Annotated in this window: 34 protein-coding genes and 3 tRNA genes; 15 read left to right on the top strand and 22 right to left on the bottom strand. The window is 50.0% G+C overall.

Translation table 11 applies throughout. The features are described from left to right. Nucleotides 1-70: 70 nt before the first annotated feature. The 3 genes from MPET_RS04980 to MPET_RS04975 form a co-directional block, all read right to left on the bottom strand. A complete protein-coding gene (locus MPET_RS04980) occupies nucleotides 71-580 on the bottom strand; it encodes an ArsR/SmtB family transcription factor (protein WP_048130660.1) in 510 nt (169 codons plus the stop codon). Nucleotides 581-1,130: 550 nt separating this feature from the next. Next, nucleotides 1,131-1,292: a hypothetical protein gene (locus MPET_RS15290; RefSeq protein ID WP_013328916.1), complete on the bottom strand. Its 162-nt coding sequence runs from the start codon at nucleotides 1,290-1,292 to the stop codon at nucleotides 1,131-1,133. A 75-nt stretch (nucleotides 1,293-1,367) separates the two neighbouring features. Continuing rightward, nucleotides 1,368-1,440, bottom strand: a tRNA-Asp gene (locus MPET_RS04975). Between the two features lie 155 nt (nucleotides 1,441-1,595). Here MPET_RS04975 and MPET_RS04970 point away from each other — a divergent pair. Then, the gene (locus MPET_RS04970; RefSeq protein ID WP_013328915.1) at nucleotides 1,596-1,871 is read left to right on the top strand and encodes a 2TM domain-containing protein; all 276 of its coding nucleotides are present in this window, start codon (nucleotides 1,596-1,598) and stop codon (nucleotides 1,869-1,871) included. Between the two features lie 354 nt (nucleotides 1,872-2,225). Here MPET_RS04970 and MPET_RS04965 read toward each other — a convergent pair whose 3' ends face one another. The 17 genes from MPET_RS04965 to MPET_RS04875 form a co-directional block, all read right to left on the bottom strand. After that, the gene (locus tag MPET_RS04965; RefSeq protein WP_013328914.1) at nucleotides 2,226-3,179 is read right to left on the bottom strand and encodes a radical SAM protein; all 954 of its coding nucleotides are present in this window, start codon (nucleotides 3,177-3,179) and stop codon (nucleotides 2,226-2,228) included. Nucleotides 3,180-3,655: 476 nt separating this feature from the next. Beyond that, nucleotides 3,656-4,207 (bottom strand): hypothetical protein, encoded by a 552-nt coding sequence (locus tag MPET_RS04960; RefSeq protein WP_013328913.1) that lies wholly within the window; start codon nucleotides 4,205-4,207, stop codon nucleotides 3,656-3,658. A 5-nt stretch (nucleotides 4,208-4,212) separates the two neighbouring features. Further along, nucleotides 4,213-4,752: a hypothetical protein gene (locus tag MPET_RS04955; protein WP_013328912.1), complete on the bottom strand. Its 540-nt coding sequence runs from the start codon at nucleotides 4,750-4,752 to the stop codon at nucleotides 4,213-4,215. A 28-nt stretch (nucleotides 4,753-4,780) separates the two neighbouring features. Then, nucleotides 4,781-5,404 carry a hypothetical protein gene (locus MPET_RS04950; RefSeq protein ID WP_013328911.1) on the bottom strand — a complete coding sequence of 208 codons (624 nt, stop codon included), beginning with the start codon at nucleotides 5,402-5,404 and terminating at the stop codon, nucleotides 4,781-4,783. Nucleotides 5,405-5,439: 35 nt separating this feature from the next. Beyond that, a complete protein-coding gene (locus MPET_RS15115) occupies nucleotides 5,440-6,540 on the bottom strand; it encodes a hypothetical protein (RefSeq protein ID WP_013328910.1) in 1,101 nt (366 codons plus the stop codon). Nucleotides 6,541-6,878: 338 nt separating this feature from the next. Continuing rightward, a tRNA-Asp gene (locus MPET_RS04930) sits at nucleotides 6,879-6,951 on the bottom strand. Between the two features lie 12 nt (nucleotides 6,952-6,963). Then, nucleotides 6,964-7,074 (bottom strand) — tRNA-Tyr (locus tag MPET_RS04925). Between the two features lie 621 nt (nucleotides 7,075-7,695). Beyond that, nucleotides 7,696-8,055, bottom strand: a complete 360-nt coding sequence (locus tag MPET_RS04920) for a prefoldin subunit beta (protein ID WP_013328909.1) — start codon at nucleotides 8,053-8,055, stop codon at nucleotides 7,696-7,698. After that, entirely contained in the window at nucleotides 8,052-8,306 is a 255-nt protein-coding gene (locus MPET_RS04915) for a KEOPS complex subunit Pcc1 (RefSeq protein WP_013328908.1), read from the bottom strand. The genes MPET_RS04920 and MPET_RS04915 overlap by 4 nt, the downstream gene beginning before the upstream one ends. Next, entirely contained in the window at nucleotides 8,278-8,679 is a 402-nt protein-coding gene (locus tag MPET_RS04910; RefSeq protein ID WP_013328907.1) for a hypothetical protein, read from the bottom strand. Before MPET_RS04910 ends, MPET_RS04915 begins: the two co-directional genes overlap by 29 nt. Then, nucleotides 8,679-8,810 (bottom strand): DNA-directed RNA polymerase subunit P, encoded by a 132-nt coding sequence (locus MPET_RS04905; RefSeq protein ID WP_013328906.1) that lies wholly within the window; start codon nucleotides 8,808-8,810, stop codon nucleotides 8,679-8,681. The genes MPET_RS04910 and MPET_RS04905 overlap by 1 nt, the downstream gene beginning before the upstream one ends. A gap of 16 nt (nucleotides 8,811-8,826) precedes the next feature. Beyond that, nucleotides 8,827-9,117 carry a 50S ribosomal protein L37ae gene (locus MPET_RS04900; protein ID WP_013328905.1) on the bottom strand — a complete coding sequence of 97 codons (291 nt, stop codon included), beginning with the start codon at nucleotides 9,115-9,117 and terminating at the stop codon, nucleotides 8,827-8,829. 61 nt (nucleotides 9,118-9,178) lie between these two features. Further along, the gene (locus MPET_RS04895; protein ID WP_013328904.1) at nucleotides 9,179-9,880 is read right to left on the bottom strand and encodes a ribosome assembly factor SBDS; all 702 of its coding nucleotides are present in this window, start codon (nucleotides 9,878-9,880) and stop codon (nucleotides 9,179-9,181) included. An 18-nt stretch (nucleotides 9,881-9,898) separates the two neighbouring features. After that, nucleotides 9,899-10,657, bottom strand: coding sequence for an archaeal proteasome endopeptidase complex subunit alpha (gene psmA / locus MPET_RS04890; protein WP_013328903.1), 759 nt, complete (start codon nucleotides 10,655-10,657; stop codon nucleotides 9,899-9,901). Beyond that, nucleotides 10,658-11,140, bottom strand: a complete 483-nt coding sequence (locus MPET_RS04885) for an Rpp14/Pop5 family protein (protein ID WP_013328902.1) — start codon at nucleotides 11,138-11,140, stop codon at nucleotides 10,658-10,660. Beyond that, complete coding sequence (locus tag MPET_RS04880) at nucleotides 11,137-11,814, bottom strand: RNase P subunit p30 family protein (protein ID WP_013328901.1); 678 nt, start codon at nucleotides 11,812-11,814, stop codon at nucleotides 11,137-11,139. The genes MPET_RS04885 and MPET_RS04880 overlap by 4 nt, the downstream gene beginning before the upstream one ends. 31 nt (nucleotides 11,815-11,845) lie before the next feature. Continuing rightward, nucleotides 11,846-12,436 (bottom strand): 50S ribosomal protein L15e, encoded by a 591-nt coding sequence (locus MPET_RS04875; protein ID WP_048130990.1) that lies wholly within the window; start codon nucleotides 12,434-12,436, stop codon nucleotides 11,846-11,848. 397 nt (nucleotides 12,437-12,833) lie between these two features. Between MPET_RS04875 and MPET_RS04870 the strand changes: the two genes are divergently transcribed. The 5 genes from MPET_RS04870 to MPET_RS04850 all read left to right on the top strand — a co-directional run bounded on the left by MPET_RS04870 (nucleotide 12,834) and on the right by MPET_RS04850 (nucleotide 16,940). Further along, entirely contained in the window at nucleotides 12,834-13,172 is a 339-nt protein-coding gene (locus tag MPET_RS04870) for an STAS domain-containing protein (protein ID WP_225353850.1), read from the top strand. Nucleotides 13,173-13,185: 13 nt separating this feature from the next. After that, nucleotides 13,186-14,547, top strand: coding sequence for a PP2C family protein-serine/threonine phosphatase (locus tag MPET_RS04865; protein ID WP_013328898.1), 1,362 nt, complete (start codon nucleotides 13,186-13,188; stop codon nucleotides 14,545-14,547). Nucleotides 14,548-14,607: 60 nt separating this feature from the next. After that, a complete protein-coding gene (locus MPET_RS04860; RefSeq protein WP_013328897.1) occupies nucleotides 14,608-15,027 on the top strand; it encodes an ATP-binding protein in 420 nt (139 codons plus the stop codon). A 158-nt stretch (nucleotides 15,028-15,185) separates the two neighbouring features. Next, nucleotides 15,186-15,794 (top strand): hypothetical protein, encoded by a 609-nt coding sequence (locus MPET_RS04855; protein WP_013328896.1) that lies wholly within the window; start codon nucleotides 15,186-15,188, stop codon nucleotides 15,792-15,794. A 186-nt stretch (nucleotides 15,795-15,980) separates the two neighbouring features. Then, nucleotides 15,981-16,940 carry a cation diffusion facilitator family transporter gene (locus MPET_RS04850; RefSeq protein ID WP_013328895.1) on the top strand — a complete coding sequence of 320 codons (960 nt, stop codon included), beginning with the start codon at nucleotides 15,981-15,983 and terminating at the stop codon, nucleotides 16,938-16,940. Between the two features lie 107 nt (nucleotides 16,941-17,047). Here MPET_RS04850 and moaC read toward each other — a convergent pair whose 3' ends face one another. Continuing rightward, a complete protein-coding gene (moaC, locus tag MPET_RS04845; RefSeq protein WP_013328894.1) occupies nucleotides 17,048-17,518 on the bottom strand; it encodes a cyclic pyranopterin monophosphate synthase MoaC in 471 nt (156 codons plus the stop codon). Then, nucleotides 17,515-18,942 (bottom strand): bifunctional ADP-dependent NAD(P)H-hydrate dehydratase/NAD(P)H-hydrate epimerase, encoded by a 1,428-nt coding sequence (locus MPET_RS04840; protein ID WP_013328893.1) that lies wholly within the window; start codon nucleotides 18,940-18,942, stop codon nucleotides 17,515-17,517. The genes moaC and MPET_RS04840 overlap by 4 nt, the downstream gene beginning before the upstream one ends. A gap of 134 nt (nucleotides 18,943-19,076) precedes the next feature. Between MPET_RS04840 and MPET_RS04835 the strand changes: the two genes are divergently transcribed. The 9 genes from MPET_RS04835 to MPET_RS04795 all read left to right on the top strand — a co-directional run bounded on the left by MPET_RS04835 (nucleotide 19,077) and on the right by MPET_RS04795 (nucleotide 26,913). Next, nucleotides 19,077-20,456 (top strand): single-stranded-DNA-specific exonuclease RecJ, encoded by a 1,380-nt coding sequence (locus MPET_RS04835; protein WP_013328892.1) that lies wholly within the window; start codon nucleotides 19,077-19,079, stop codon nucleotides 20,454-20,456. After that, complete coding sequence (locus tag MPET_RS04830) at nucleotides 20,422-20,895, top strand: PUA domain-containing protein (RefSeq protein ID WP_013328891.1); 474 nt, start codon at nucleotides 20,422-20,424, stop codon at nucleotides 20,893-20,895. The genes MPET_RS04835 and MPET_RS04830 overlap by 35 nt, the downstream gene beginning before the upstream one ends. A 5-nt stretch (nucleotides 20,896-20,900) precedes the next feature. Continuing rightward, a complete protein-coding gene (locus MPET_RS04825; protein WP_013328890.1) occupies nucleotides 20,901-21,236 on the top strand; it encodes a nascent polypeptide-associated complex protein in 336 nt (111 codons plus the stop codon). 16 nt (nucleotides 21,237-21,252) lie between these two features. After that, the gene (locus MPET_RS04820) at nucleotides 21,253-21,984 is read left to right on the top strand and encodes a methyltransferase domain-containing protein (protein WP_013328889.1); all 732 of its coding nucleotides are present in this window, start codon (nucleotides 21,253-21,255) and stop codon (nucleotides 21,982-21,984) included. A gap of 429 nt (nucleotides 21,985-22,413) precedes the next feature. Further along, nucleotides 22,414-23,091, top strand: a complete 678-nt coding sequence (locus tag MPET_RS04810; RefSeq protein WP_013328888.1) for an antibiotic biosynthesis monooxygenase — start codon at nucleotides 22,414-22,416, stop codon at nucleotides 23,089-23,091. 194 nt (nucleotides 23,092-23,285) lie between these two features. Beyond that, entirely contained in the window at nucleotides 23,286-24,239 is a 954-nt protein-coding gene (locus tag MPET_RS04805) for a peptidase C1 (protein ID WP_013328887.1), read from the top strand. A 15-nt stretch (nucleotides 24,240-24,254) separates the two neighbouring features. Then, nucleotides 24,255-24,911, top strand: a complete 657-nt coding sequence (locus MPET_RS04800) for a hypothetical protein (protein WP_013328886.1) — start codon at nucleotides 24,255-24,257, stop codon at nucleotides 24,909-24,911. Between the two features lie 300 nt (nucleotides 24,912-25,211). After that, nucleotides 25,212-25,346, top strand: coding sequence for a symporter small accessory protein (locus MPET_RS15590; protein ID WP_013328885.1), 135 nt, complete (start codon nucleotides 25,212-25,214; stop codon nucleotides 25,344-25,346). After that, nucleotides 25,336-26,913, top strand: coding sequence for a sodium:solute symporter family protein (locus MPET_RS04795; RefSeq protein ID WP_013328884.1), 1,578 nt, complete (start codon nucleotides 25,336-25,338; stop codon nucleotides 26,911-26,913). Before MPET_RS15590 ends, MPET_RS04795 begins: the two co-directional genes overlap by 11 nt. The last annotated feature ends 22 nt before the right edge of the window (nucleotides 26,914-26,935 follow it).

The following is a 26,935-nucleotide window of genomic DNA, read 5'->3' as shown; positions in this document are numbered from 1 at the left end:
ACCAGGTACGGGACTGGCTAATATAAAACAATCAAAAAGATTCGATGAAAAGCTAATATAATCATAAATTTTAAATGTAATTCTTCTTTTTGAGAAAATAGAATACCAATACAATCGTCTGGGCAATTGCAATGATAAGGCAGATCACGAAAAGAGAAAGAAAAGGGCTGGTCGCCAGATGCCTCATCAGGCTCTCCAATATGCCCTGGTCGAAGGGCTTTGAACATAATTTTGGAATTGAGATATATGTAAAGAACGCGGCAAACGCTGCAATATAAGTGAGTAAAGATGAGATAAGAATCGTAAACCGGGTATCCTTATCAGGATTTAATATAGCATCCCCTTTCGCCGTGAGTTCGTAATAGATCCATTTGTTCTTTGAATCGACAGGTTGTATCAGCCCTGTTTCCTCCAGCTTCATCAGGTGGTGATGCATTGTGGATTCCTGCAAAGAAAATTCTCTTGCAAGCTCCGAATTCGTCTTCCGTCTTGTGTTCAGAGACTTGAGTATATCGATCCTTTTGTCGGATGACAACACTTCAAAGATCTCTTTATCCAGGATCACCTCGCTTTTATCCACCGCTTCACTTCCTTTACCTGATAACAATGTCCTTTAAGAACAGATTCATTTTCAGCGATTATAAATTTTGCAGGAGTGCTTTAAGAGAATTTTTTTAACTTAATAGGGCATGAGCCCCTGCGGGCCAGCCCGACGCAAGTTTCTGCGAAACTTGCGATCTCGTGATAGCCCGGCCTGGACGCTACCCATTCGGGTAGCCTCGACCGGGAGGAGAATAAAATCAAAACACACTGATATTTTTCAAATTAATTTCGGATTAATAATATTTCTTGGAGCCGGAGGGATGCTTGTCCATCCCGACGGCGACCTATCGCCACAGGGGGAGGGTTGAAGGGAGGGGGAGAATCCCTCGCCCTTCTCAAAATGAAAAAATCCCATCCTAAGGCAACCCTTGCGCAGTTCGCTTCGCGAACACGCCCTGACCTCAGGGCTTCGCGCTGAAGATAGTGCTGCCCTTCCGGGCAGCCTTCAAATGAATTCTAAAATTTCGAATAAATCAGATTATAAAAAACAAAAGAACTGGAAAATTCCGTTCCATCTCAGACAACGATCACTCTTTCCTTACGCCTTTAAATTTCCCACCGGTTGTTTTGACATCCGTGAATTTCCCATCAGAACCTCTTTTCGTATACAATCCGGTTTTCGGGTTCTTAACCTGCGACCTGTCCCTGACAGCGCCTTTCCTCGAACCGCTTCCTGTATTCTTTGCCATTGTATCGCGATACGATTCTATGATCGATGAATTTTTCTATTTGATTTTATGAATTAACAAAAAAGAAAACAAAAACGCCCAGTACGGAATTCGAATCCGTGTCGCAGCCGTGACAGGGCTGCATGATAGGCCACTACACTAACTGGGCAAAGCGTGCTGTAATCAGCATAACATATTGATCTTTTTGGTTATTTAAGGGTTTTATTTGGCAGCAGCAGGAATCTGCAATATTGCATGAGAAGTCCTCCCGGAACGCAGCATAATGTATTATATTCTCTTCCTCCGATTCTTTGTCGTGGAAAAATGACTGATGACGAATCATACCGGAAGGCGAAGGAGAAAGTAGCGGAACTGAGAGGATTCTACTCTCATCTCGCCGCATACATATGCGTCAATCTCATGCTCATTTCAATCAACCTCCTGACGTACTCCGGCTACTACTGGTTCCTTTGGGTGACCTTCTTCTGGGGACTGGCTGTCCTGGGACATGCATGGCGTGTCTTCGGGCACTCCAAAATAATGGGTGACGAATGGGAAGAGAAGAAGATCAGGGAATACATGGAAAAAGACAAAAAATAAAATTTGAGTTCTCTTTTTTTTATTAAGACTCTTCAGAGATTCGTGGATGGGCATAAGCCCCTACGGGGCAACCCAGTGCTTAGTTTGCTGCGCAAACTTTCGCAATGGCGATAACCCGGCCTGGACGCTACCCATCCGGGTAGCCTCGGCCGGGAAGACAAAAATAAGTTGTTGAACCGGAGCCGGAGGGATGCTTGCCCATCCTTCAAATACTAATTTTCACAACTGGTGACCGGATGTCGCCCTGGGTTTCGAAAGGGCGGTAGCCCTTCGGTCGGTGACTATCGCCACAGGGGGAAGGTTGAAGGGAGGGGGAGAATCCCACTCCCTTCTCAAAATAAAAAGACCACTCCGTCACTCAACACTAACGAAAAAGATCCCTCTCTCCTCCCTCTTCTCCGCAACCCGTCCTTCCTCAATCAAAAGCTGGATATATTTATTGATCTCGTTCGGGTGCATCCCGAGAATGGACGAGAGATCCTCCACAGTGCAGGGACGGCGTGAGATCGTCTGAATAATGCACTCCATCGCATCGCCGGAGAAGCTCTCTACTCCCGATCTCGACGACGGTCTCCCGGTGATCTCCGTCCTCTCATAACCAAGACCTTCAGCGAACTTCTCCAGTTCCTCTTGAGTCGCCGCCCTGATCCAGTCGACGACACCCGGACGGTCGAGGGTATTCAGCTGAACCCTGTCAGGCGCAATCCTGTGCACCGCTTTCGATAATGCAGCGAGCTCCTCCTCCGTATCGTTCAGTCCAGGAACAACGAAGATCTCAAGCCAAAATTCGCCCGAAAACTCCTTCTTCAGCTCCACGAGACCCGATATGATCTCTTCGACCTTCAGCGAACTGCACGGACGATCTATCTTCATGAACCCTATATCCGTTGCGGCGTCCAGCGAAGGAATAATCACATCGATATCCTTCATCTCATCACGGACCCCTTTATCAAAAAAGAGGCTTCCGTTCGTAAGCAACGCAACCCTGTAGCCCGGATAATTATCCTTGATAAAACGGGTGATCTTTTCGATGCCACTGTGAAGCGTCGGCTCGCCTGAACCGGAATATGTAATATAATCCAGCCGCGGCGATTCCGAAAGGTATGAATCCAGCTCTTCGATAACCTCCGCAGTCGGGACATATTCGCGGCGTTCAGAGGTAAGATTCGTCGTCTTCCCGCACTCGCAGTATATGCAGTTGTAGCTGCACGTCTTATGAGGTATGAGATCGATCCCGAGAGAGATCCCGAGCCTCCTCGAAGGAACGGGACCGAAGAGATGTTTGTATATTCTTTTTCCGCACGCCACTATTCACACCGTTGGGATAATTATGCACCGCGGAGATAATTAAAGCGTGAGTTTACAACAATTCCTGATTTTTTGGTCATTGTTCGGGCATAAGCCCCTCTGGGGCAGCCCAGTGCTTAAATTCGCTACGCGAATTTGCGCAATCGCGATAACCCGGTCCGGACGCTACCCTTAGAAAAAAAACATTTCATGAAATGAACCGGTGACCGAAGGTCGCCCGTAGGTTTCGAAAGGGCGAAGCCCTTCGGTTGCCTCAGCCGGGAGAAAACCAAATTAGGATTCGGCAAAATTGTCACATATTTTCCACTTGTAAAAATTTGTTTGGAGCCGGAGGAACGCTCGCCCGTCCCGAAGGCGACCTATCGCCATAGGGGGAGAGTTGAAGGGAGGGGGAGAATCCCACTCCCTTCTCACATAATAGTTCAGGAAAACTGAATCATCGCCATATCTAACCTCAAGTCGCCTCAGGCTCCTGCTCAATCTTCCTGTGGATACGGAATTGTCTTTGCACCGGCTATATAGTAGTAAATGGTAAGGGCAATCCCGATCTTCTGGTCTAGAAGAGACATCTTCTTTCCAGCGGCTACCAATTTTAATGCAGTAAGGAGAGCCACAAAAGGATAATAATCTTCTTCCAGATCGTGATCCCTGCAGATGGCAAGAAAATCCTTCTCAATTTTATGGGTCATTTCAGGGACACTGTAGACAGGCTGATTTGCATCGGGTATGGCAGACGAACACTGATTCGGATCCAGATTAAGGCTCCCGCATGCCCCGTTGATGAACATCCGCATATCCTTAAGCTCTTCATCCATCTGATAAGCAACCGTCCCTCTTTCTTCCCATGAACCAATCCCGGGGAACTGATGCCTTAATACCATGAGACCCCCAAGGCTCGCCGCAGCAGAAATATCAGTTTCGATATGTCCTTTGGGGAGACTGGTGAACTTCGGTCCGAAAAACTGCAGTAAATCGTGGGATGCAGCATCGATAACCTGATAATTTTTCTGAATGTCGTTTGGATCCATATTTTTTACCTCGGGTAGAGTTCATTGCATGTATTTAAAGAGGAACTCCTTAGTGTATCAGGTGGGGGGTGTGAATAATCAGAATACTGCTGGAGCGTTTTCTGAATTTCCTCATCATTATTGCCTTTCAATGCGATTAACGCATGATAGGTCTTCTCAATATTTTTCTCAGAAAACGCTTCAATAAGCTGAGACGAATTATCCTGAATCAGCTGGCATAATTCACCCAGATCGGCAAGATACCCTTTTGGCTCGTATGAATAACGTATTCCAAGCAGCCGGAAGATGTTCTTGCAGGGAAAAATGATCATTTTTTTATCCCGTGCGAGCTCTTCCCGTCCTTTGATAAAAGTATATCTACGATTCCAAGTAGACAAAATACGATAAGCCGCAATGGTCTTATCATTTTCCTGATGAATGAGAATAGCTAATTCCCTGAATAAAATATCGACGGTATCCTGTGAAACATGATAGGTGACAATATACCGGGACGATAAACTCCAGATCCCGCTTATCGCTTCCTTAATCTCTTCAATTTTTCCCATGAACGGCCTCCAAGGGTTGCCTAGAATATTAGTTTGTACTCCCGGTCCGTTTTTTCGAGCGGGCCAACGACAAGAGTCTTATGTTTTCCCTACGTATTTCATCATCTTTCTTCACTTCCATTCTATAACGCTCGTATGTCCCTTCAACATTTTCCGGAGAGAGCAACTCAAGAATTTCCGGCATATTTTTTACAATTTCGGTTGATAACCGAGATAATTCCTGCATGTACCCGGTGTCTTCAAGAGGACTTCTTTTTTTATGGGAAAAATTACTGATACACCATTCTGTATATGTTATATCCTTAAGATGCAAGTTTTCAAATTCCTGAAGGGATTTCTCATATGCTTTCCGTTCTTTTGCAAGGTCATCAGCAGTCATGGGAATATCAATGCCGAAAGTTGAAAAAAAGAAAGGTGCTCCAAATGTTTTCCCGGATGCATTTGCCCTGAAACCGCACCGTACTTCCTCTCCACCCGGCATAGTATAAAATGCAAACATAATATCAATTTCCGTTGAACACAGAAGAACACGTACATCCAGAGGGCGAGATTCATATTCGAGAATCTCCAGCCGGAAATTACCACTGTCAACCAGCGGCTGCACAGCTAGCTGAGTCTGCTCAAATAAGCCTATACTCTCGGTTTCGTTCATACGCATTGACTCCTGGTTTTTCTCATTGTTTCTACTCATATCAAAGCACACATAATTATTGTATTGATAATTTCAGCTGCGGTAGGGATCTCCACTTCATAAAGATATCTTGTAACACCATTCGGCCCCGTTACTGGAACGGGTTCTTCAGTTACGACACCTTTGAACTCGTCCGTCAGGATTTTCATTTCTCTGGCAAACCCAGTCTTTCCTTCCCAAAATACATCGTTTCGATCAGCCGGGGGCCTTTCGGTGACAAAAATACTTCCCCCGTTTTCAGCTGCATCTTTTCCTGCAGCCCTTGTAAATATATCATTCAGTGCCTGTATTTCTTCCTCAGACAATCCCTCTACATTGATATAGAACTTGTTTGCACCGACATCATCGGCAATATTTTGATAACTGCCTGCTTCACCATCTCCGAGATATCTCCCGAATACGGTCTTGCCTATGGATGGATCAAATTCTGCACCGGCAACCTTCACGACACCGATGCTGTTGTAATAATTAAGCCAGTTTTCTAACGTCGGATAGATACAGCCACTACAGCCCGAACTGCAGGTAGGACATGACACGGACGATGATAACATACATGAATCCAGACCCTCCTCACTTGGACAACATGCCAAAACCCCGTTCGCGGCTTCGCAAGTCGGGCGGGTACAACCCGAACATCCGCTACCGTCCGAAGAATTTTGACATTCCGCAAGTATCTCCGCACTCGGACAGCAGGTATATATCCCGTTATAATCTCCCCCGCACTGGGGTATCGACGAGATAGTAATCTCGAAACCATAAGATTCGGAACAACGGGCATTACATGTATCAACCCAGTAAGTGCCATCAGCCAAAACAGGGTCTGAAAAATCATCTGGAATGGAGACAGATATATAATAATCCCCCATTCTGTAGTCAGTTGAAATATAATCCCTATAATACAAACACTCTCCATCCAGACCCATATATGTAAAATTGGCTGGAACAGAAAAATGACCTGTTTCGGCTTCAAAAGCATCTGACAGATATTCCGCTATCGGTTTTCCATTATTATCTACGGGATCGGTTGCTGCACCGGTCGCCACCAAAACCAGAAAGACCAACAGGATAAAAATGTATATTTTTTTTAAGTAAACCATGACCCCCCCTTAAGGAATAATCTGTAATATGAAAGGACCAGTTGATTAATATTTTCAAAATGTTTTGTCAATATGCTTAACACATTTTTGCTTGGATTATTACCAAATTTCAAGAATTATTTCGGTCAAGAGAAAGATCAGGAGCCGGAGGGATGCTTGCCCATCCTTCAAATACTAATTTTCACAAAATGTGACCGAAGATCGCCCTGGGTTTCGAAAGGGGGACAGTCCTTCGGTCGGCGACTTATCGCCACAGGGGGAGGGTTGAAAGGAGGGGGAGAATCCCTCGCCCTTCTCACAGGCTAGGCTAAACAATTAAAGAATCTAAAAACAAGAAACGCCCAGTACGGAATTCGAATCCGTGTCGCAGCCGTGACAGGGCTGCATGATAGGCCACTACACTAACTGGGCAAACAACAAATATCCCGCCTCCCGGATTCGAACCGGGGACATCGCGGTAGCCGCGCAGTTACCCCTTTCGTGAGGGTAAAACTATCTACAGCCGCGCACTCTACCAGTCTGAGTTAAGGCGGGACACTGTGCTCTATAATGTTGGGAAAATTAGGTTTTAATAATTTCGCTTTTGTGCCCTGAAATCAGGGCGAAAAACACCCCGGACATGAAAAATCAGGGTCTTGCGCATAAAAAATCCTGCTCAAACGGGAAAATGCACTGCACCGGCAATGCCGGATTGAACATAACGTAACGGAATTAAAAAAAGCACTTCGTTAATCTGTGTGAGTATAGAAGCAAGTCTCATCACTTTTGACAAAACCTCGCCGCGAGATGCGGTTTTCATGGAAGGGGAATTTGTCAAAAAACAGCTTAGGGGACCCTTGCCGGTCCCCTGAGCGTGCGTGAGAGGGCTATCTTAAGGCAAGGCCCCTGGGCAGGGGCCGTCCGGCGGACCTGGCCGCCAGTGCCGGGGTCGCCCAGGCAAGGTATAGTAAGGTATGTAATATCCGAACGCACGTGAGGATGAGGAAATGCAAAGCCGGGCTCCGAACTCACGTGAAGATAAGAAAATACGAAGCATTTTCGGGCTCCGAAAGCATGTGAGGACGAGAAAATGCGACGCGTTTTCGAGTAATTGTTTGCTGTCCCAAAATTATTTACCCATATGAAGCAGCAAAGAGCAATAAAAGAAAGGAATATTCAGTTTGCCTGCGGAGCTCCGCCGCTCATCGCCATCTGGATCTGCTGCTGGAGCTGCTCGAACTTGCCCTGCAGCGCAGTCTCCTGCTTCTGGAGCGACTTGATACGAAGCTCAAGCGTCTCGATCTTCTCTTCCAACTCCGCCTTGACCGATGCCTTGTCCTTCTGCATCATAACCGCCCCGACCGACACGTAAACCTCTGCATCGTCCTTAAGGGTCTCAAGCTCCTCGTTCGCCTTCTTCGCCTCCTTCACAGACATCTCGAATGACATCTTCTGCTGGACAATCGTCTGGAGCTGCTGCTGTACCTGCTGCAGCATAGAAATCTGCTGCTGAACTTTCGGTGAAATATTATTCATGGATTAACTACCTCCTGCATCTCATCTGCAATATTAATCAGCCTGAGCCACGTGTTAAGTGCAGCCCGGAGTGCGGACACGTCCTCCGCCTGCACGAAGAGCGAAATCCTGTTCTCGCCCTCCAGCTTTACCGAGGCAAACGAACGGCCCATATCCTCGCTCTCCGGGACGACGGACTCGAAAATTCTTACCGCCATGGGAGTTTTGAATTCGAAAACCGCCTCATACGGCATTCTTAAGGGTGAGGACATACCTCCTCCTCTGTGCACCGTCGAATACGGCCGTCGAATCCCCGCACTCTGCCTTTGAAACATTTAGGTATTGTTTCAGGTTATCATAAACAGTTTGGTTTCCGACCTGGAAACCGCGGACGATCTCGTCCTCTCTTTCGACAACCTGGAAATTAGAGACAGGGATGCCTTCGACAGGCTCCCCTTCTTCAAAAATTTCGATAAGATAACTATGCTTCTGCTTCGAGACCACAAGAACGACAGAATCTATCCCTGTAATCTCGCCAAGACCCGACTTACCCCGCGGAGTATAATGACCGCCGAGGGCGAACGCCAGATCCTTTGAAAAAGTCCTCAAAAAAGGAGCGGGTTTTCGAGAAGTTGTAACTTCCATTATCGGGCTTTCACGTTTTTGATACCCGCACCGCGCTCTTTAAACAGAATCCTGTGTCCGCAGTACGGGCAGCGGACATTAAGATCGATCTCGACCTTCTGTTTACACCTTGCACATTTATAACCGGCCATTATGTCAGGCCTCCGTTTATTCCTTAATCAGCGAACGCTCGATTGTACGGAGTGCCACTTTAAGGTTCGGCGTCTGCGGGACGTATGCGCCGCCGGCATATTTGTATCCGCACTTGCGGCATTCCCAGATTCCTGTACCCTTCCTGGAGACAGCTTTCGACTCGCAGTTGGGACAGACATGCTTCGCTTTTGAAAGTTTTTCGACTTCGTTGACGCGCTTTCTGATAAAACGGCCGTAACGGGGACCAAACCTTCCTGCGCTTCCTGTTGTCCTTCCTTTTGCTCTGTGTTTTCCTGAATTAGCCATATTTGTTATACCCCGAAATTTAGGTCTGTATATATTTGTACTGCATCCTTATTAATAGTGGCTAGTCCTGGCTGAGGATCTTTACCTCTCCGTCGCCCTTCGTTAGCCTGTTTATCATATTATAGAACTCTTCCTGGATACCGGCCGGGATCCTGCACACGCAGATCCACGAGCCGTCGTTCTGCCATTCTTCCCTCTCGATAGTCGTTGCAGACGCGATCTCGCCGTAAGCCTTTGGGGCATAATCGGCCGGGATCTTCACCGCGAACTTCATCTCCGCGAACTTTATGGGGATGAGAGGGCGGAGCGCCTTCACCGTCTCCTTGACAAGCTCATCGACATGTTTGAACGGATCGATGTTGACCCTCGCCTCATCCATCGCCATCTCAATGCGCATAGGAGGATGAGGAAGCTTAGTCTGCGGGTTGATCGCATTCCTCGAGATGAAGGTCACGACCTGCTTCCGTTTGTCCTCGATCATCTTCTTCCGCTGCTCGGCGGTAAGGTGGATCTCACCCTTTTTGATGATCCTCACGGCAACGTTCGCGAAATCCGTCTCCCCGAATACCTTTTTGAGGGATTCTTCGGGAGCCTTTTCGGCCTTTGAGGCGTTTTCGAATACGAAAAGCGCAGCTACCGCGTCTTCAATATCAATATCGTCTCCCTGGCGGATCTCCGCCGCACGATCGGGGTCCACAAGGATCTCGAACCTCTCGCCATGGCTTTCAAGCCTTGCAACGACGGCCTGTTCAAGTGGAATCATATGCTGTCACCTGTTCGGTTACTCCTCTTCCTGTTTCTCTTCAGGTGTATCGAAATTGAAGTTTTCAACGTATTTATCGACCTCTTCGCGGGACATTCTCCTGAATCCCCCGTCCTCGGTTCCGATAACGCCGATCTCGACATTGTTCACGTCGAACTTGCCCTCGGTCGCCGCATGAAGAGCCTTTAAGCCCATCGGGATAGCTTCGACGATCTTCATATCTTCCTGGTAGTCTTCCTCGAAGACCTTCATGACCGCGGGCCTGCCAGTACCGATTGCGCTCGCCTTGTATTCGAGGAGCGTCCCGGACGGATCTGTCTCAAAGAGGCGGGGGACGCCGTCGCTGATTCCTGCAATAAGCAGTGCGGTTCCGTACGGCCTTGCACCGCCATACTGCGTCAGGGTCTGCATGTGGTCGCAGATCTTCTTGGAGAGGGTCTCGACATCGATAGACTCGTTATATGTCACGCGGTTTACCTGAGACTCGACCCTCGCCCTGTCGACGAGTGCCCTTGCGTCTCCGACAAGACCCGAGGATGCGACGGCGATATGGTCGTCGACCTTGAAGATCTTCTCGATAGATGACTGTTCGAGGAGTTTCGTGCTGACCCTTTTGTCGACGATGAGGACGACTCCGTCCGAGCACTTCACACCGACGGCGGTCGTCCCCCTCTTCACCGCCTCGCGGGCGTACTCTACCTGGTATAACCTTCCGTCAGGACTGAAAACGGTGATAGCCCTGTCATATCCGCCCATCTGGGCATTCATTGGCTGCATTTATATATCCTCCATATCATCTTGAGTAAAATACAAAATCTCTTGGTTTTTTATTCCATCTCCGTATAAATCAACCTTTTCCTGTGAACGCTGCCGGACGGTGTACTCCATCCCGGAAAAGACAGCCTGCCTCTCCGGAAGAGGAGGGCGGGACTCCGGCATTCGCCGCCGCAACGCCGCGATGGTCCCCGAGGTTGCCACAGGACGAAGGGCGCAGAAGGTTCCGTTTATCCTGTTCACGGTCAATGCCGCCGTGACAAGCATCTTCTCACTCCCCCTCCTGCACCGGACAATGGTGTAATTGCCCTCGCAGAGAACGACAGCCATCGACAGTTCCGCGGCTCCGAAATCACCATAGAGAGAAGAAATCGCGTCATACACTGCATAGTACATCTGCTTCCCGTCCAGTCCTGCCTCGTGCGGAACAATCCTGAAGAGCACATAGCGCTTCTTCTGCCTGAGTGTCGGCGGCAACGGCTTCATTCGGGGATCACCTCGTCGATCGCCTCATCGAGAACCTCGATTATCGGCGGACTGTTGATTATCGCATCCACCGATCCGAGCGCTGCTTTCACTTCGTCCTCCTCCATCCCGAAGATCCCGCAAAGGGAGACGATCTCGTCGACCGACCTCATGTGGATATAAGACGAGGCGCCCGAGGAGATCGAGACCGGAAACCCGAACTTACGCTGGAACTTCAGGATCTCCCCGAAAGATTCGAGAGCCTTCTGGCGTGGATTCCCCCTCCGGCAGATAATCGCAGAGAGATCGATATCGACGGCAACCGAGTTCTCGGCCGCCTTCCTACCACAGACATCGTCGAACGCACGGCTCCCCGCATCGTGAATTCCGCGGAGGATACCCACGCCACCGGTGGAAAGGGCAGCCCTGTTGAACGTGGCGTCGCCTGCACTGACGAGGATGATGTCGGGCTTAAATCTGCATTTCCTCATCGCCTTCACGAGATCGTTCTGGTTCTTCTGCCTGAGATGCAGCGCCCGGTAGACGCGGACGCCGTAAAACTCACCGGAAACTCCTCCGTTCCCGTCAGCACATACGATGCTGTCAAAGCCCATGTATTTAGCTTCGAGAGCGAATCTGCGGACTGACGTGTCGCCGGAGGGATACGGAAATACGCAGGCGTCGGAATATGCCATAACAATAATCTATTGAAAAAAGGTTGGGAAATTACTTTCCTCTGTTCTGGTTCGAACGGATGCTCGGGCGGGTCTTCTCTGTTCCCCTGCCTTTCTTCTGCATACCGCGTCCCCTTACGCCGGCGCTGGTCAGTCCGCGCTCTGCACGGCCCCTGTGCTTGTTGTCGCCCATCCACGAGAGGTGTGCGTCGCTCTTGATCGCGGGGTGGTGACCGTCGACGAGGATGACCTCGTAGTATTTCGCCTTTCCGTCCTCTCCGACCCAGTAGGAGTTGAGAACTTCCATGTTGACGAACTTGCGTGCCGCACGCTCTTCAGCGATCCTCTGGATGCTCTTGCCCATTGTGGCACGGCGCATACCCATGCGGTTCGTCCTGCGTCCGCGGATGTAACGCGGCTTTCTGCGGCCTCCACGGCGAACCTTGACACGGCAGACGATGATTCCCTGCTTGGCACGGTAGCCGAGGTTTCTTGCACGGTCGATCCTTGTAGGTCTCTCGATACGGACGACACTGCCCTCGCGGCGCCATTCCTGCATACGGTTCCAGAGAAGTGTCTTTACTTCGGTTTCGTCCGGACATTTCCATGCGTCGCGGACGTATCCATACATTGATTTTACCATTTTTGATTCACCTGAAAGGTTCAGCCGGTCTGAAACCGGCCACATTCCTTTGTGATCCTGGAGGGACGCATCCCCACAGTTCTTTACAGTTTTGTTATTGTCGGTATTAAAACAGTCGGCATGAACTGAAGAAAAAAAACCAAATGCCGCCGGATAACGATCTACAACCGGCCGATACTCTTTCTTAATTCAAATATTTGCCATAGGTTAATTGATGCCGCCGCGGGGCGCCCTTCGGGGCGGCGGCCGGAATCACGTATTCATTCCATAGAGGAACCAGAGGGAAATCCTTCACCCTTTCCTCTTCCCGACGACGTGGATGTCCTCGATCCCTGTCCCGGATACCGGACTGAAAAAACAGGAAGATATTATCTGTTCCAATTAGAAAATGAATATCATGGAGATTAACCGGAAAAAATCCGAACCGGCTGAAATTATTATGGTCAAAGGCCGGATCGATGCACAAAACTCCAGTATTCTCGATGAAAATCTGAAAGAAGCCATCAAATCAGGTTCTGGGAAGATAATAATCAATATGAATGAAGTGGATTATATCAGCAGCTCGGGGCTTAGAGTAATGCTTTCTGCATTAAAAACAGTAAGGCTGTCAGGAGGAGACATAAAATTATCCGGATTAAAACCTTTCGTCATGGATGTATTCGTTGTATCCGGATTTAACAGTATTTTTGATATTCATGGCTCGGAGAATGAAGCACTTTCGGATTTTATAAAATAAAATACTTTGACATATGAGCGTGGAACTGGACTTTTTCATAGACCTTTTTGAACTGATCTGCGTAATTATAGTCTTCTCCATCTTTGTTATACGCTCACGCTGGTTTTCGGATGCCGTCAAGAGAAGATACACCTGGAAAAACCAGGCCGTCCTTATCGTCTTCTTCGGTCTTCTCTCGATTTACGGTACTCTCGGAGGTCTCAGCATCCTCGGCGAGCCTCTGAATGTCGGGGACATAGGCCCTATGTTAGGAGGGCTTTTCTGCGGCCCCTATGTCGGCATCGGTGCCGGACTGATCGGCGCAGCCCTGATATCTGCAACGGGTGGTACAACCAGCCTCCCGTGTAGTATTGCAGCAGTTTTGAGCGGCCTGTTTGCCGGTCTGGTCTATCTTCTGCTGAAAAAAGATTTTGCAGGGGTAAAAATCGCCGTCGTATTTGCGGTAGCCATGGAATCACTCCAGATGCTGATAATTCTCGCTATGGTGAAACCTCCTGAAATTGCCTTTGAAATTGTCAGTTTTGCGGCGATTCCCATGATAATTGCAAATGTCATAGGGATTCTTATCTTTTCATATCTCTTCAGGAATCTTCTCGAAGAGAAGAAAACGATAAATGAGAGGGATCAATATGAGAAAGAGGTTGCAAAGAACAGGGCGGAACTGGAGATCGCCTCCGAAATCCAAACCAACTTTCTTCCGGGGGCTATCCCCGAGATACCGGGGTTCAGCATCTTTGCCTTAAGCAGACCTGCAAAGGAGGTCGGCGGGGATTTTTATGATTTTATCGATTGCGGCGGTGAAGAAACCGGAATAGTTATCGCCGACGTTTCAGGGAAAGGCGTGCCTGCCGCACTTTTCATGGTTCTCTCGAAGACTCTTATGAATGCAAGCGCAGGCTGGAACAGGTCGATAAAAAAGGCGATGGAAGATGCAAACAACCTGATCCTGGCCGAATCAGGGGCCGGAATGTTTGTTACATTATTTTACATGCGCCTCAACCATTCGTCTAAAAAGATCGAATATGCAAATGCCGGACACTGCCCGCCCCTGTATCTTGGAGCTTCGGATAATGATTTTCTGCCCCTCAACCCCACAGGTATGGCTCTCGGGGTGCTGGAGGACAATAAATACGGGGCAGGGGAGATCTCCACCTCCTCCGGCGATCTTATAGTCTTCTTTACCGACGGCATTACCGAATCGATTAACACCAGGGAGGAAGAGTTCGGAGAGGAAAGACTCAAAGAGATTATTATGAACAACAGGCACAAAAAACCGGACGAAATTGCCGACCTGATAATCGAATCAGTAGACCTTCATTCAGCAGGAAATCCTCAATTTGACGATATTACACTTATAATCCTGAAGGTGTTATAACGTCCGGAGGCACGGCTGTAAGAGGTAGCCTGTAGCCTGTCGGCGCAGCAGGTGGATATAATGAGTGAAATATTTTGTTATGATACGGATTCATTGACGAAGGAAAAACTGCCGCATTTGTCGGAGGCATTTTCCGGATACCTCAGGTCTCTCGCCGTGCCTGCCAAAGTCCGCATGAGCGCTGAAATAATGCTTGAGGAGGTCTCGGAGAATATTATCGGGCATGCAGCCCCTCACAGGTCTTTTTCGTTCAGGTGTGAATTAAAGGATGATCTCCTGGAGATAGAGTTCAGGGACAACGGCAATGAATTCAATCCCTTAAAAGACGCACCGGTTCCCGATACAGGGCTTTCTGCGGAAGAGAGGAAGATCGGCGGACTTGGAATAATGCTCGTACGGAAGTTTTCCGATTCTATATCTTATAATAGAGAAGGAGACGAGAACGTCCTGTACCTTATTAAAAAAATTGAAGACGGCTGAATGAAACATGAAATCTCATTGATTAAGGAGATGCAGGGATCAATGTCCGCACAATTGTTCCTGAATTTTATTATATCGTATATTTCGCCTTACAGGCAGAATATCTCTTCAATCTGACAGGCAATCTATAAAATAAAAAAGAATCCAATCTAATTATTATGTTAGGTGAGGATATTGCCATTATTATCCTTTTTGGCTTTATTGGTGCCAGTCTGAAATATATCGATGCAAGTTATGACGATAAAGTATTTAACCGGAAATTTGCACTAGCCCTTTCACCTGTAACAGGCATAGTATATTGCGTAATTATTGCACTAAATCAATATGCTGCGGGGATTTGTCTTGGAATCGTAATTTCCGTGATTCTATGCGGAAAAATAGACAACTTTGCTTTTTCTCTAATTGTGGCAATAATTTTTACAACCGTGGTTATCCTTGGTGTATCGGGATTACTTTCAGTTTCCATCCTGACACTTCTTGTAATACTCCTCTGTTCCGGAATAGATGAAATTGGAAACGACCAGGTCGATAAGGAAATGAAAATCCCATATTTAGATAAAAAAAGATCAGGTTTTAAGGAAATAATCAGAAATCTCCGTACCCACTGGTTTTTGTATCGTGTTACCTCCTATGTGGGGATTATATTTCTGATTTTAACTATAGCTGTTCCATGGGTTTTTTTCTTTGCTCTTATTGCCGAGGAATGTACATACCAACTCGTAGAATCAATTGCACTTAAGAAAAAGTCTCAGCAGGGAATTACCTAAACTAAATACGTCTGAAAATCTAAAAGGAATAAATTAGAGTCAAAAACCAAACTTCTAAGAATGTTTGGTTTTCTCAATATAGTGCAGAACGTTTATTTTTGATATTAAACGATATTATACGCATATTGCGTATAATATTATTTCAAAAAGAAACGTTCGCCACTCTAGTCTGAAGGGACAGAATATATGTTTAAAGGGGATTTAAGACAAAAAACTAAAAAACGCCCTGCCTTGTTCAGTAGCTCTGATCCCAGGTCCATCACCGCTTCAAAAGCATTCATTCTCTCGATGTCACTGACGGTTTTTATTGGTATATCGGAGATTATTCTATGGCATTTATCAGAGAATGAACTCTTTTATATTGAAGGATTTGGAAATCTGGTCTGGGTAATTCCCGATGCAGTGCTGCTTGCCATGATCCTGTTAGGCGGGCACAAAGCAGATTTTCGAATGCATTTCGGGTACCAACGAATTGAAACGCTTACAATGTTTGTTTTTACCCTTGCAGTTGCATTATATGTACTTTATTTCTTCTTTGAGACGCTATTTTTCCCATCTCCTGAACTGAATGCCGATTACGGACCTGTTACCGTTATATTTTCCTTAATCGTAATCGGTTTGTTGTGTCTTCTCTACCGGTATATACGGGGTGTTGGAAAAAGGTTAAACAGTCAGATTCTTCTGCTGGATTCTGTAGTAATCAAAGCTGATATTGCATGTATGGCGATTATTTTAGTAAGCGGATTAATTCAGGTCGTTGCCCCGTCATTATTGATGATACACACGATTTTGACCCTCCTTGTGGCGATGGGTCTCTTCATCTACAGTGTCGGTGAATGTCTCGGAGCAGCAAAAGAGCTTATCGATGCCAACCCGTCGATGCATGTTATGAATTTGACCGAAAAGATAACAGAAGAATTGCCGGAAGTATTATTCATTTCAGACCACCGGATCCGAAGTTTTGGAGGCGCTATCTCTGTTGATATTACTATAGAGACAGATCCGGATATTACTGTAAGGGAAGCATATGAAATATCCGAAAAAATTGAAGAAAGGATACGTTCGGCAGTGGAGAATGTTCTTGAGGTCAGGGTAAGGGTAACTCCGGCAGGGGCATTTCTCGCGAAAGAGGCTTCGGATCTATAAATAATCTTAAAATTCTTAATTTTTCAGGTTTTCTCAAATCCTAAAAAATAGATTATAATGCTAAAAATGAGTTTATACTCCGTTTCATATGGTCCGGGAAGAATCCTTCACCCTTTCCTCTTCTCGACGACGTGGATGTCCTCGATCCCGGTCTCCGGATACTGACCGTCCTCGTCCTTCTCGGCGGACTTGACCATGTCCCATATAGTAAGAAGTGCGATCGAGACACCGGTGAGGGCCTCCATCTCGACCCCGGTCTTCCCGTAGGTCTTTACAGTGCAGATCGCCTCGATGCAGGGCTCGCCCTTGATCTCGTTGAAATCGATGTTCACGCCCCCGACGGGAAGCGGGTGGCACATAGGTATAAGATCGGATGTCCGCTTCACAGCCATTATCCCGGCGACCCTTGCCGTCGCAAGGACATTGCCCTTCACGACATCTCCCCTGCGGATTGCCTCCACCGTCTCCTCGCGGAGATAGATCTTTCCGGCGGCGACCGCCACCCTTCCCACATCCGGTTTTTCGGTCACGTCGACCATGTATGCCTTGTCGTCCTTTATATGCGTAAATTCCGTCATTCTATATCTCCTGTTATATCTCCAAGTATTACGGATGGAATCCTTTCGAGGAGATCGGTCGCGACCATTCCGTCGCCCGCCGCCTCTCCGGCCGCCATCCCTGCACAGCCGTTTATGTACGCCCCTATGCACGCGGCCTCGAACGCCGGAAGTTTGCAGAGCAGCGCCCCGCAGACTCCCGCGAGAACGTCGCCCGTTCCACCGACGGTCATTCCCGAATGCCCGGTGCGATTGAACCTGACACGGCTGCCGTCTGTAATAATGTCTGTCCCGCCCTTCAAAAGAACTGTCGAATGCTTCGCAATATTACCGGCGATATTGCTGACCGCTTTCGCCCTGTCGTACAACGTCCCTTCCGGCCGGTACCCGGAGATCCTCTCCAACTCTCCCGCATGCGGGGTGTATATCGCCTCGCCAATTCCGCCGGGAACGGGCAGGGGTTTTCGAAGTGCATCGGCATCGAACACGGCTTTCTTCATGAACGGTGCGGCTTTAACGATCACATCGTGGCTCTTATCTCCCAGTCCGCACCCGCATACCACCGCATCCGAATCTTCGATCAATCTTATAATATCCTCAAGGTGCGACTCCGAGATGCACGGGCCTTCGAGCTCCTCGACTATTATATCCGGGCACGGCATAACGACCGGCGATGCGACCCTTACAATATCGGCACCGGCACGGAGAGCAGCCATCCCGGCAAGATACGGAGCACCCTGGTATGGCCCTCCGCCGATGACGAGCACCCGCCCGCCTGCACCCTTGTGAGCTGCCGAATCTTTTGCAGGGATCATAGTAAGATCCCCCGGCCCGGTGAAGATCTCAGCTTCCAGCGGGATTCCGATGTCGATCCGCTCGGAGCCGTGGAGCTTCGGCCTGTGGAATCCGCAGACCACATCCGGAGTGATACCCTGGGTCGGGATGTCGGCTGAGATCACAGTCGCACCGGAGAGAGAGACAGCCTTCGCCATCGACGCATACGGCTCCCGGAGATCACCCCTTGCACCGGTCCCGAGAATCGCATCTATTATTACATCCGCGTTCTCGTAAAGGCCTGAAAGGCCGCTCACGTCGTCCGGGCACGAAACGGGGTGAAGCGTAACCGAACAGTGCCCCAGCAGTCTCAGGTTCGCGATTGCATCGGGAGTCTTCACCCTGTCCTCCGGGTAGATCACATGAACCTCCGAATCCCTCTGGAGGTGGCGGGCAGCGACAAAACCGTCACCCCCGTTGTTCCCGCTCCCGCACAAAACCAGGACAAGATCCGGGGAATACCTCCGGACCACTCCCGCAAGGCCAAAACCCGCCGACTCCATCAGCCTGAGCCCGTCGACGCCGAGATGCATCGCGTTCCGGTCCACGGCCCGCATCCTCCCCGGTTTGATTATCCCCGTCTCCTCGAATTCGATTAGATCCCCGTTCATTCTGCCATCCTCACTATTCAACTTTAAAGAACTCTTGCGCCGGAATAGTAAATCCTTTTTACGGTGGTTCAACAGACAGACGCATCTGGCAAAATAACCTTCGTTTTAAACTCGCGGCACCAACAATATTACAGATGAGTCTCGACAAGGACATCTCCGCAGTCGCCGGGATAATACATGATTCCAAAAAAGTAACGATAATCTCCCACATCGACGCCGACGGGATAACCAGCGAGGCGATCATGAGGCAGGCCGTAGCAAGGGCCGGCATTGAGGTCAGGTCAGTCTTCGTCAGGCAGCTCGAGCCGATCACCATGAAGCACGTGCCGGACGACGACTCCCTCAAGCTCTTCATAGACCTCGGGGCGGGCCAGCAAAACCTGCTTGAGGAGCGGGGCCTCTCTGACCGTGAAGTCGTAATCATCGATCACCACGTGACACAGGACGTCGATACCCAATATATTCAGGCGAACGGACTCCCTTACGGTCACGAAAAGCTCTCGGCCGCAGGAGTAGGATACCTCGTCGCAAGAGAGATCGACGACGTCAACATCGACCTCGCGAAGCTCGCCGTCATAGGAAACGTCGGCGATATGATGGCCCGCGAGAACTGCGGATTAATCGGCCCCGCCCGGAAGATCGCCGACGACGGCGCAGAGTTCGGCAACGTCGAGATCGTAAAGGACGACCTCAACTGCTACGGGATATCCACGAGACCCCTCCATATACTACTCTCCTTCGCAGACGACCCTCACATCCCCGGAATATCCAACCGTCCCGGCGAGGCCCAGAACATGCTGACATACGAGGCGGGAATACAGCTCCATAAGCCCAACGGCAAGTGGAAGGTCTGGGAGGATCTGGACGAGGACGAGAGGAAGAGCATCATGGGCCGCCTCGCACTCAAACTTCATTCCGCAGGCGAACCTCTCGAACGTCTCAGGGGCGAGCACTACATCTTCCCCGACGAGAGGAAATACACGCCGCTCCGGAACGCGTCCGAATACGCGACGATGCTGAACGCATGCGGACGATGGGTCAAGCCCTACACCGGAAGTGCAGTCTGCTGCGGGGACAGGGGCGAGGAGTACAGGGAGGCCGAGCACATGCTCAGGCATCATAGGAAGATCATCCGCGAGATGATGGAGTACATCCTCGACAAGGGCGTTACCGAATATTCCAACCTCCAGTATATCCACGTCGGCAGCAGGTTCCCGGACACCATCGTCGGGATCGGGGCGGGAATGGCGCTCTCGAAGCTCAACCGGCGGCTCCCGATTATGGTATTATGCTATCTCTCCGACGACCCCGAACTCGTCAAGGTCTCAATGCGGACCAACGAGACGATGGTGCAGGCGGGAGTCGATCTCCAGGCCGCACTGCTCGAAGCCTCCGAGAAACTCGGCGGTGCAGGCGGAGGACATAAGATTGCGGCGGGCGCATATATTCCAAAAGAATCCGAAGAGGGGTTTGCAGAAAGTGTCAACAGAATCCTCAGACAGCAGCTCGCTTAAGCGGGTCAGGACGATAGCCGACTTCCAGTTCGGAAGAGGCACAGGGAAGGAGCTCTTCCCGGACGACTGCACCTTCAGGTTATCCTCAACCAAAAGGATCAGGTACGTGATGTCCGGAAAGACCCGTCTTGCAACGGTCAGGGCGGGCGACGGGCGTCTCACGCTCGGAAAAGAGGCAGGTGCAAAGCTCTGCGAAATTCTCCCCTCACCCGCGTACCGTGTGACAGTCCAAAACGATGTCGCCGAGTTCGTCGTAGCGGGAAAGAACGCGATGTCCAAACACGTGATCTCCGCCGACCCCGGAATAAGGGCGGGCGACGAGGTCATGGTCTGCGACGAGCAGGGAGGCTTCCTCGGCATAGGCAACGCAGTCCTTTCCGGGGAGGAAATGCTCGCATTTAATTATGGAGTAGCAGTACAGGTAAGAAAAGGGAGTTAAAAGATATGATTCCAGGTGTTAACCCGAAACAGATGAAACAGATGATGAAGAAGCTCGGCATGAAGATGGATACCATCGAGGATGTCGAGCGTGTGGTCGTATACACGAAGTCCGGCAACTACGTCTTCGACAACGCGGAGGTCGTCGCGACTGTGATGCAGGGCATGACCACATACCAGATCAACGGCGAGCCGAGATTCGAGGAAGCCGAGGCCGTAATCCCAGAGGACGACGTGAAGCTCGTTGCAGAGCAGGCGGGAGTCTCCGAGGACGAGGCAAAGGCAGCCCTTACGGAAGCCAAAGGCGACATCGCCGAGGCGATCCTGAAACTTTCGGAATAAAAAAACCCAATACGAAATGATACAGGAAAACGACAGGGTTCTTCTCGCCGGGCGGAAACGCGAGTTCTTCGTCAGGGCAGGCGAAGGCGAGTTCTCGACCGACAAGGGAATGGTTAAGCTCGGCGAGCTCGTCGGCCTCTCGACCGGTGATAAGGTCTCGACCCACATGGGCTTCGAGTTCGAGGTCAGGGAACCGAGGCCCACCGACTTTTTTAATTATGCAAGACGGACAGGCGCCCCCATGCTCCCGAAGGACATCGGGATGGTCATCGCCTGCACCGGGATGAACAAAAACGACCGCGTCCTCGATGCGGGAACGGGGAGCGGGATCGCTGCGATCTTCTTCGGCGGAGTTGCGGCTTCGGTTGTCACATACGAGAAGAGGCCGGAGTTTTCCGAGGTCTGCGCAAAGAACATCGAGGATGCAGGTCTCGACAACGTGGATGTCATCGCCGGCGACGTCCTCGAAGCGGAAGGAGAGGAGGAGTTCGACGTCGTCCACCTCGACATGCAGATCGGAAGGGAGCATGTCGAGCACGCCTGGAAACTTCTCAAAAAGGGGGGGTACCTTGCGACATACACCCCGTTCATCGAGCACACGATACTCGTGATGGACACGGCAAAACCCCTTTTCGCCGAGGTTGTCTGCCACGAGACCATCGCAAGAGAGCTCACGAGAACCGAGAGGGGAACCCGTCCCTCGACGAGAGTCGCTCATTCGGGATATATAACGGTCTGCAGGAAATAGAAATAACCTGCAGGAATAAACTATTTTAGGCTCTTCGCTAATCGGCGCGGGTATAAAAGTTTCACTGCTTTTGACAGCCGCGAGCGGCACAGCAGGCTCGCGGATCGGCCCCGACCTCGGGGCCTCTCAATGGCGATAGCCACTCAGGGGATAGACGAGTATCCTCTGAGCGGCAAAACGCAGGAAGTTCATGGCGTGTACGGAATGAAATATGCCAGAGAAAACTAAATTAAACAGCCCGGGGACCCTTGCCGGTCCCCGGAGCGTGCCGTGTGGAGATTATCTTCGGGCAAGGCCCCTGGGCAGGGGCCGTCCGGCGGACCTGGCCGCCGGTGCCGGGGTTGCCGGAGTAAAACATGTATGTAATATCCGAACATATGTGAGGATAAGAAAATGCGAAGTATTTTCGGTCTCTGAACATATGAGGATGTGTGCTATCCCCAAATTATTTACCTACATGAAACAGCGAAGAGCCCTATATTCACAGGAGGAATTTCAATTACGACCGAAGGAGCCGAAAACGAACCCGGCAATAAACCCGAACCGTTCACACTGGTGACGACGCATTATGTAAAACCCGGGAAGATGGATGAGTTCAGTGAAGAGATCAGGAACCTGTCCGGGTATTTCTCCGGCTATCCCGGCTACATGGGAGTGAACTTTTTCAGGCCGTCGGACCCGGCGGACGGGGACTTCAGGGTCGTCCTCAGGTTCAGGTCGGAAAAGGACTTCAACAGGTGGAGGGACTCGGACGAACGCAAAAAATGGATCGAAAGGGAGAAGGAGCTCACGATCGCACCGCCGAAGAGATACGCCGTCAACGGGCTCGAAACCTGGTTCACCCTCCCGGGAAACAATATCATGAAGCCCCCGAAACGCCACCGCCAGTTTATGGTGACGTGGCTTGCGGTCTGGCCGATTCTCGCAATCCTCACACCAATCGAGAACTCTCTCTTCGAAGGAATCCCGTATCTCGTCCAGAAGATGATCGCCGTTGCAATCCTCGTATTCCTCCTGACATATGTCGTGATGCCCTTCATGACGAAGGCGTTCAAGTGGTTCCTCTACCCCGACGGGATGAAGAAGATGGAGACGGACGAGTGGTAGCCATATCGCTCTATCTATAATTTTTAACAAACCAAAAAGGATTTCAGGCCATTTTTTGAATCAAACTAAAATGGAAATTTATAATAAGTATCGTTCCAAAGGCTAAATTCTATAATAACATTCCTTTAACAACTAAAGGGGGGGTTACTATTACTGAAAGAGTTTACAACTTGTACAAAAAACACGGAATCTTCATGATAACAACTGTCATGATGCTTCTTTTGATCGTAACGCCGGTGATCGCAACGAACGCGACAGTTTTCATAGATTGTGGCAACATCAGCGAAATTGGAGATTCAACGACCATATACCTGACACTTGACAATGCTCCACAAGGGCTTAGCGGATACAACCTTAACGTATCGCTTGATAATACATCGATCGCAGAGATCACAGGGGTTTCATTCCCTGACTGGGCTGCAAACATGAGTACACACGGGGCACTTCCGGCAGGTTCGGGCCTGCTGATAAAAGCAAGTGACGTTAATTATCTTGTCGAACCCGGTGCAACCAGCATCACTCTTGCGACCCTGACCCTTAAAGGGCTCAGACCCGGGAGTACGGAAATCACCATGGCAAACGCCAATTTCGACGACGATAACGGCAGTGACATTCCGCATTATGTCAGCACAGGAACACTGAGCGTGGATTATACACCTGCTATTTTCAACATTACTCCTGATTCAGGATACAACAACGGCTCGGTCAACTTTATGCTTAATGGCTCGTGGCTGATGTCCGGTGCATCCGTAAACCTCACCAGGGGCGATTCTTCTATTCCGGCTGTTAATCTCAGCTACGTTTCCGAGACACAGATCGACGGAATATTCGACATTAACGGGCTGGACGAGGGTAGATGGAACGTAACCGTCACAAACCCGGACGGAAAGAAAGCAACATTAACAGATGGATTTACCATAATCATGTCGATGGCGCCGGTAAACGGCGTGATGCCGACCGATCCCAACGGAGACGGGATATATGAAGACCTGAACGGGAACGCCCAGGCTGATTACGCAGATGTCAACATTTTCTTTGTCTCTTACAGCTGGATCGAAGGGAACGAACCGGAAGATGCATTCGACTTCAACAACAACGGAAGACTGGATATGGCGGATATCGTGGTCCTCTTCGACAGTATATCGTGAGGTAAGTGAAGATAGATGAAATACAAACTTTTTTTCAGGATTGCAGCAGTTTTCATTCTCCTGGCTGTGGCAGCATCTGCCGCATCCGCTGCAAAGGTCACTATAGATGATGTAGACATAGATTCATCGGGAGAGCAGGCTTCGGCCACTCTTTATCTCGACGAGGCCCCCGACGGTCTTGCAGGATATATCCTTAATCTTACGGTGGATCAGGATATTGCAAAGATGGTAAAGGTTGATTACCCTGGATGGGCTTCGATGAAAGATACAAAAGGTCTCGAGAGCGGCACGGATGTCCAGCTGAGTGTGGTCGACCTGGGCAAAAACATCCAGGCAGGAGCGAAAAATATCGAACTTGCCACCATAACGTTCCAGGGAGCAGGTGTAGGTTCAACGATCATCCACATCTCGCATGATACATTTGATGATGACCTGGGTGACATAATTGGCCGGACACTCTATGACGGGGCACTTGTTGTAGGCGATGCAGAACCGCCGGTTATGCCGACAGTGTCTGCGACTACGACAAGTAATAAGGTAGTTGCCGAACAAACTCCGGATTCTACTACCCGAGCCGCACCTTTGGCAACATGTGCCTCGTTGCTGGCAGTTGTTGCAGGGATTCTCTTATTCGCGGTCAGACCTTTCAAGCGGGATAACGCAGAGAAATGATCTTCGACAAAAGATGAGGTATAGGGAGGATTGGGGGTGGTGCACCACCTTCCTTCCCCTCGAACCGCAATCAGACACCATTATATCCCGGAAGAGCAACTTCTATTAGGTATCCTGAATATGACATGCGAATACACGTCACTGGAGGGTTCGGTTTTCAACACTTCAGCCTCGGCATTCGCATTTTTCTTTGGATTTAACTTCTTTAGCTTTAGATAGGGCGCCGAAAAACAATCCGGTCGCCCTTGTATCATTTTAGTCATCATTCAGATTACCGCAAGGAATTTATCAGGTTTTACGATGTTTGGAATTTCTGATCCCTATATCTGGATAGGTTACCTGCTGTCGTTTTTATTTACGGCGGCCTGCATAGCGTACGGCATTTTGAACTGGAGAAACGGCCAGGAGCCCGAGGAGGGATCGGATGGCAGTTGACACGCTGGTCTTCGCCGCGATAACCGCGGTCTACCTGGCGGTCATCATCTTCCTCGGCTACGTGGGGTACCGTCAGACTAAAGGCAGCGACGACTTCATGATCGCAGGGAGGAGGATCAACCCGGTCGTCCTCGCACTCTCGTACGGTGCGACTTTCATCAGCACCTCGGCGATCGTGGGTTTCGGCGGTGTCGCGGCACAGCTCGGTATGGGCCTCGTGTGGCTCACTGTGCTCTGTATCGGAGTCGGCGTTCTCATCGCATTCATCGTTTTCGGAAAAAAGACCCGTGAGCTCGGGAAAAAAACGGACGCAGTGACGTTTCCCGATCTCTTGGGCAAATGCTACGGGTCGACTTTCATGCAGCGTGCGGCCGGGCTCGTGATCCTTGTCGGAATGCCGCTCTACACCGCCGCGATCCTCATCGGCGGTGCACGCTTCATCGAGACGACGCTCGCGATACCGTACGACACGGCTCTTATCGCGTTCGCAGTGATCGTCGCTGCGTATGTCATCCTCGGCGGCCTTATCGCCGTCATGTACACCGACGCCCTGCAGGGTGCGATCATGTTCATCGGGATGACGATCCTGCTGATCCTCACGTATACGTATCTCGGCGGAGTCATAACGGCAAATTCTGCGCTCGATGCGATGTCGTCGATGGTCCCCGAGGCGCTTGCAGCCAGCGGTATGACGGGCTGGACATCGATGCCGGATTTCTTATCGCCGATCTGGATTACGATGATAACGACGATGGTGCTCGGTGTCGGAATCGGTGTTCTTGCACAGCCGCAGCTCGCGGTCCGTTTCATGTCGGTCAAGGACAACCGCTCGATCCACAGGGCGGTGATGGTCGGCGGGCCGTTTGTCCTCGTGATGACCGGGGTTGCGTTCACCGTCGGTCCGTTGACGAATGTGTGGTTCATGCAAACCCAGGGAATGCTCGCGGTCGAGGCGTCGGGAGGAAATGTCGATACCGTCATCCCAAACTTCATCAACTCGGCGATGCCGGACTACTTCGTGATCATCTTCATGCTCGCTCTCCTTGCAGCCGCGATGTCGACGCTGAGTTCGCTCTTCCACACTATGGGAACGACTATCGGCTACGACCTGAACGTGCGGATGAAGGATTCGAAGCCGTCGATCCGTGCGATCCAGGCGGGAACGGTTCTCATGATCGTCGTGAGCACGATCGTCGCATACATGATGCCCTCAAACATCATCGCGAGGGCGACCGTGATGTTCATGGGCCTCTGCGCCGCTGCGTTCATCCCGGCATTCGCCTATGCACTATACTGTAAGAAGCCGTCGCTCTTCGCGGCGAAGGCGAGCCTCATCTCCGGTACGGTCTCGTGGTTCCTCTGGACCGCATTCGTGCACTCGTCCGAATCGTCCGTCCTGGGGCTCTCGCAGGCGATCTTCGGGGTATCTTCGGTTCTCCCGATGCCCTGGGGAGTGGTGAACCCAATCGTGATCGCTCTTCCGATCTCGGCTATCGTGCTGTGTGTCGCACATTTCTACGACAGGTCGATAGTGGATTCGCCGGAAAGAGAGACGGATTTGTCCTGAAGGACGAACAATATTTTTTTTG

It is taken from the genome of Methanolacinia petrolearia DSM 11571 (genome assembly GCF_000147875.1).
In the GTDB taxonomy this organism is placed as follows: Archaea; Halobacteriota; Methanomicrobia; order Methanomicrobiales; family Methanomicrobiaceae; genus Methanolacinia; species Methanolacinia petrolearia.
Note: the sequence above shows the minus strand (reverse complement) of the source record. Positions and strands in the feature narration are given on the sequence as shown.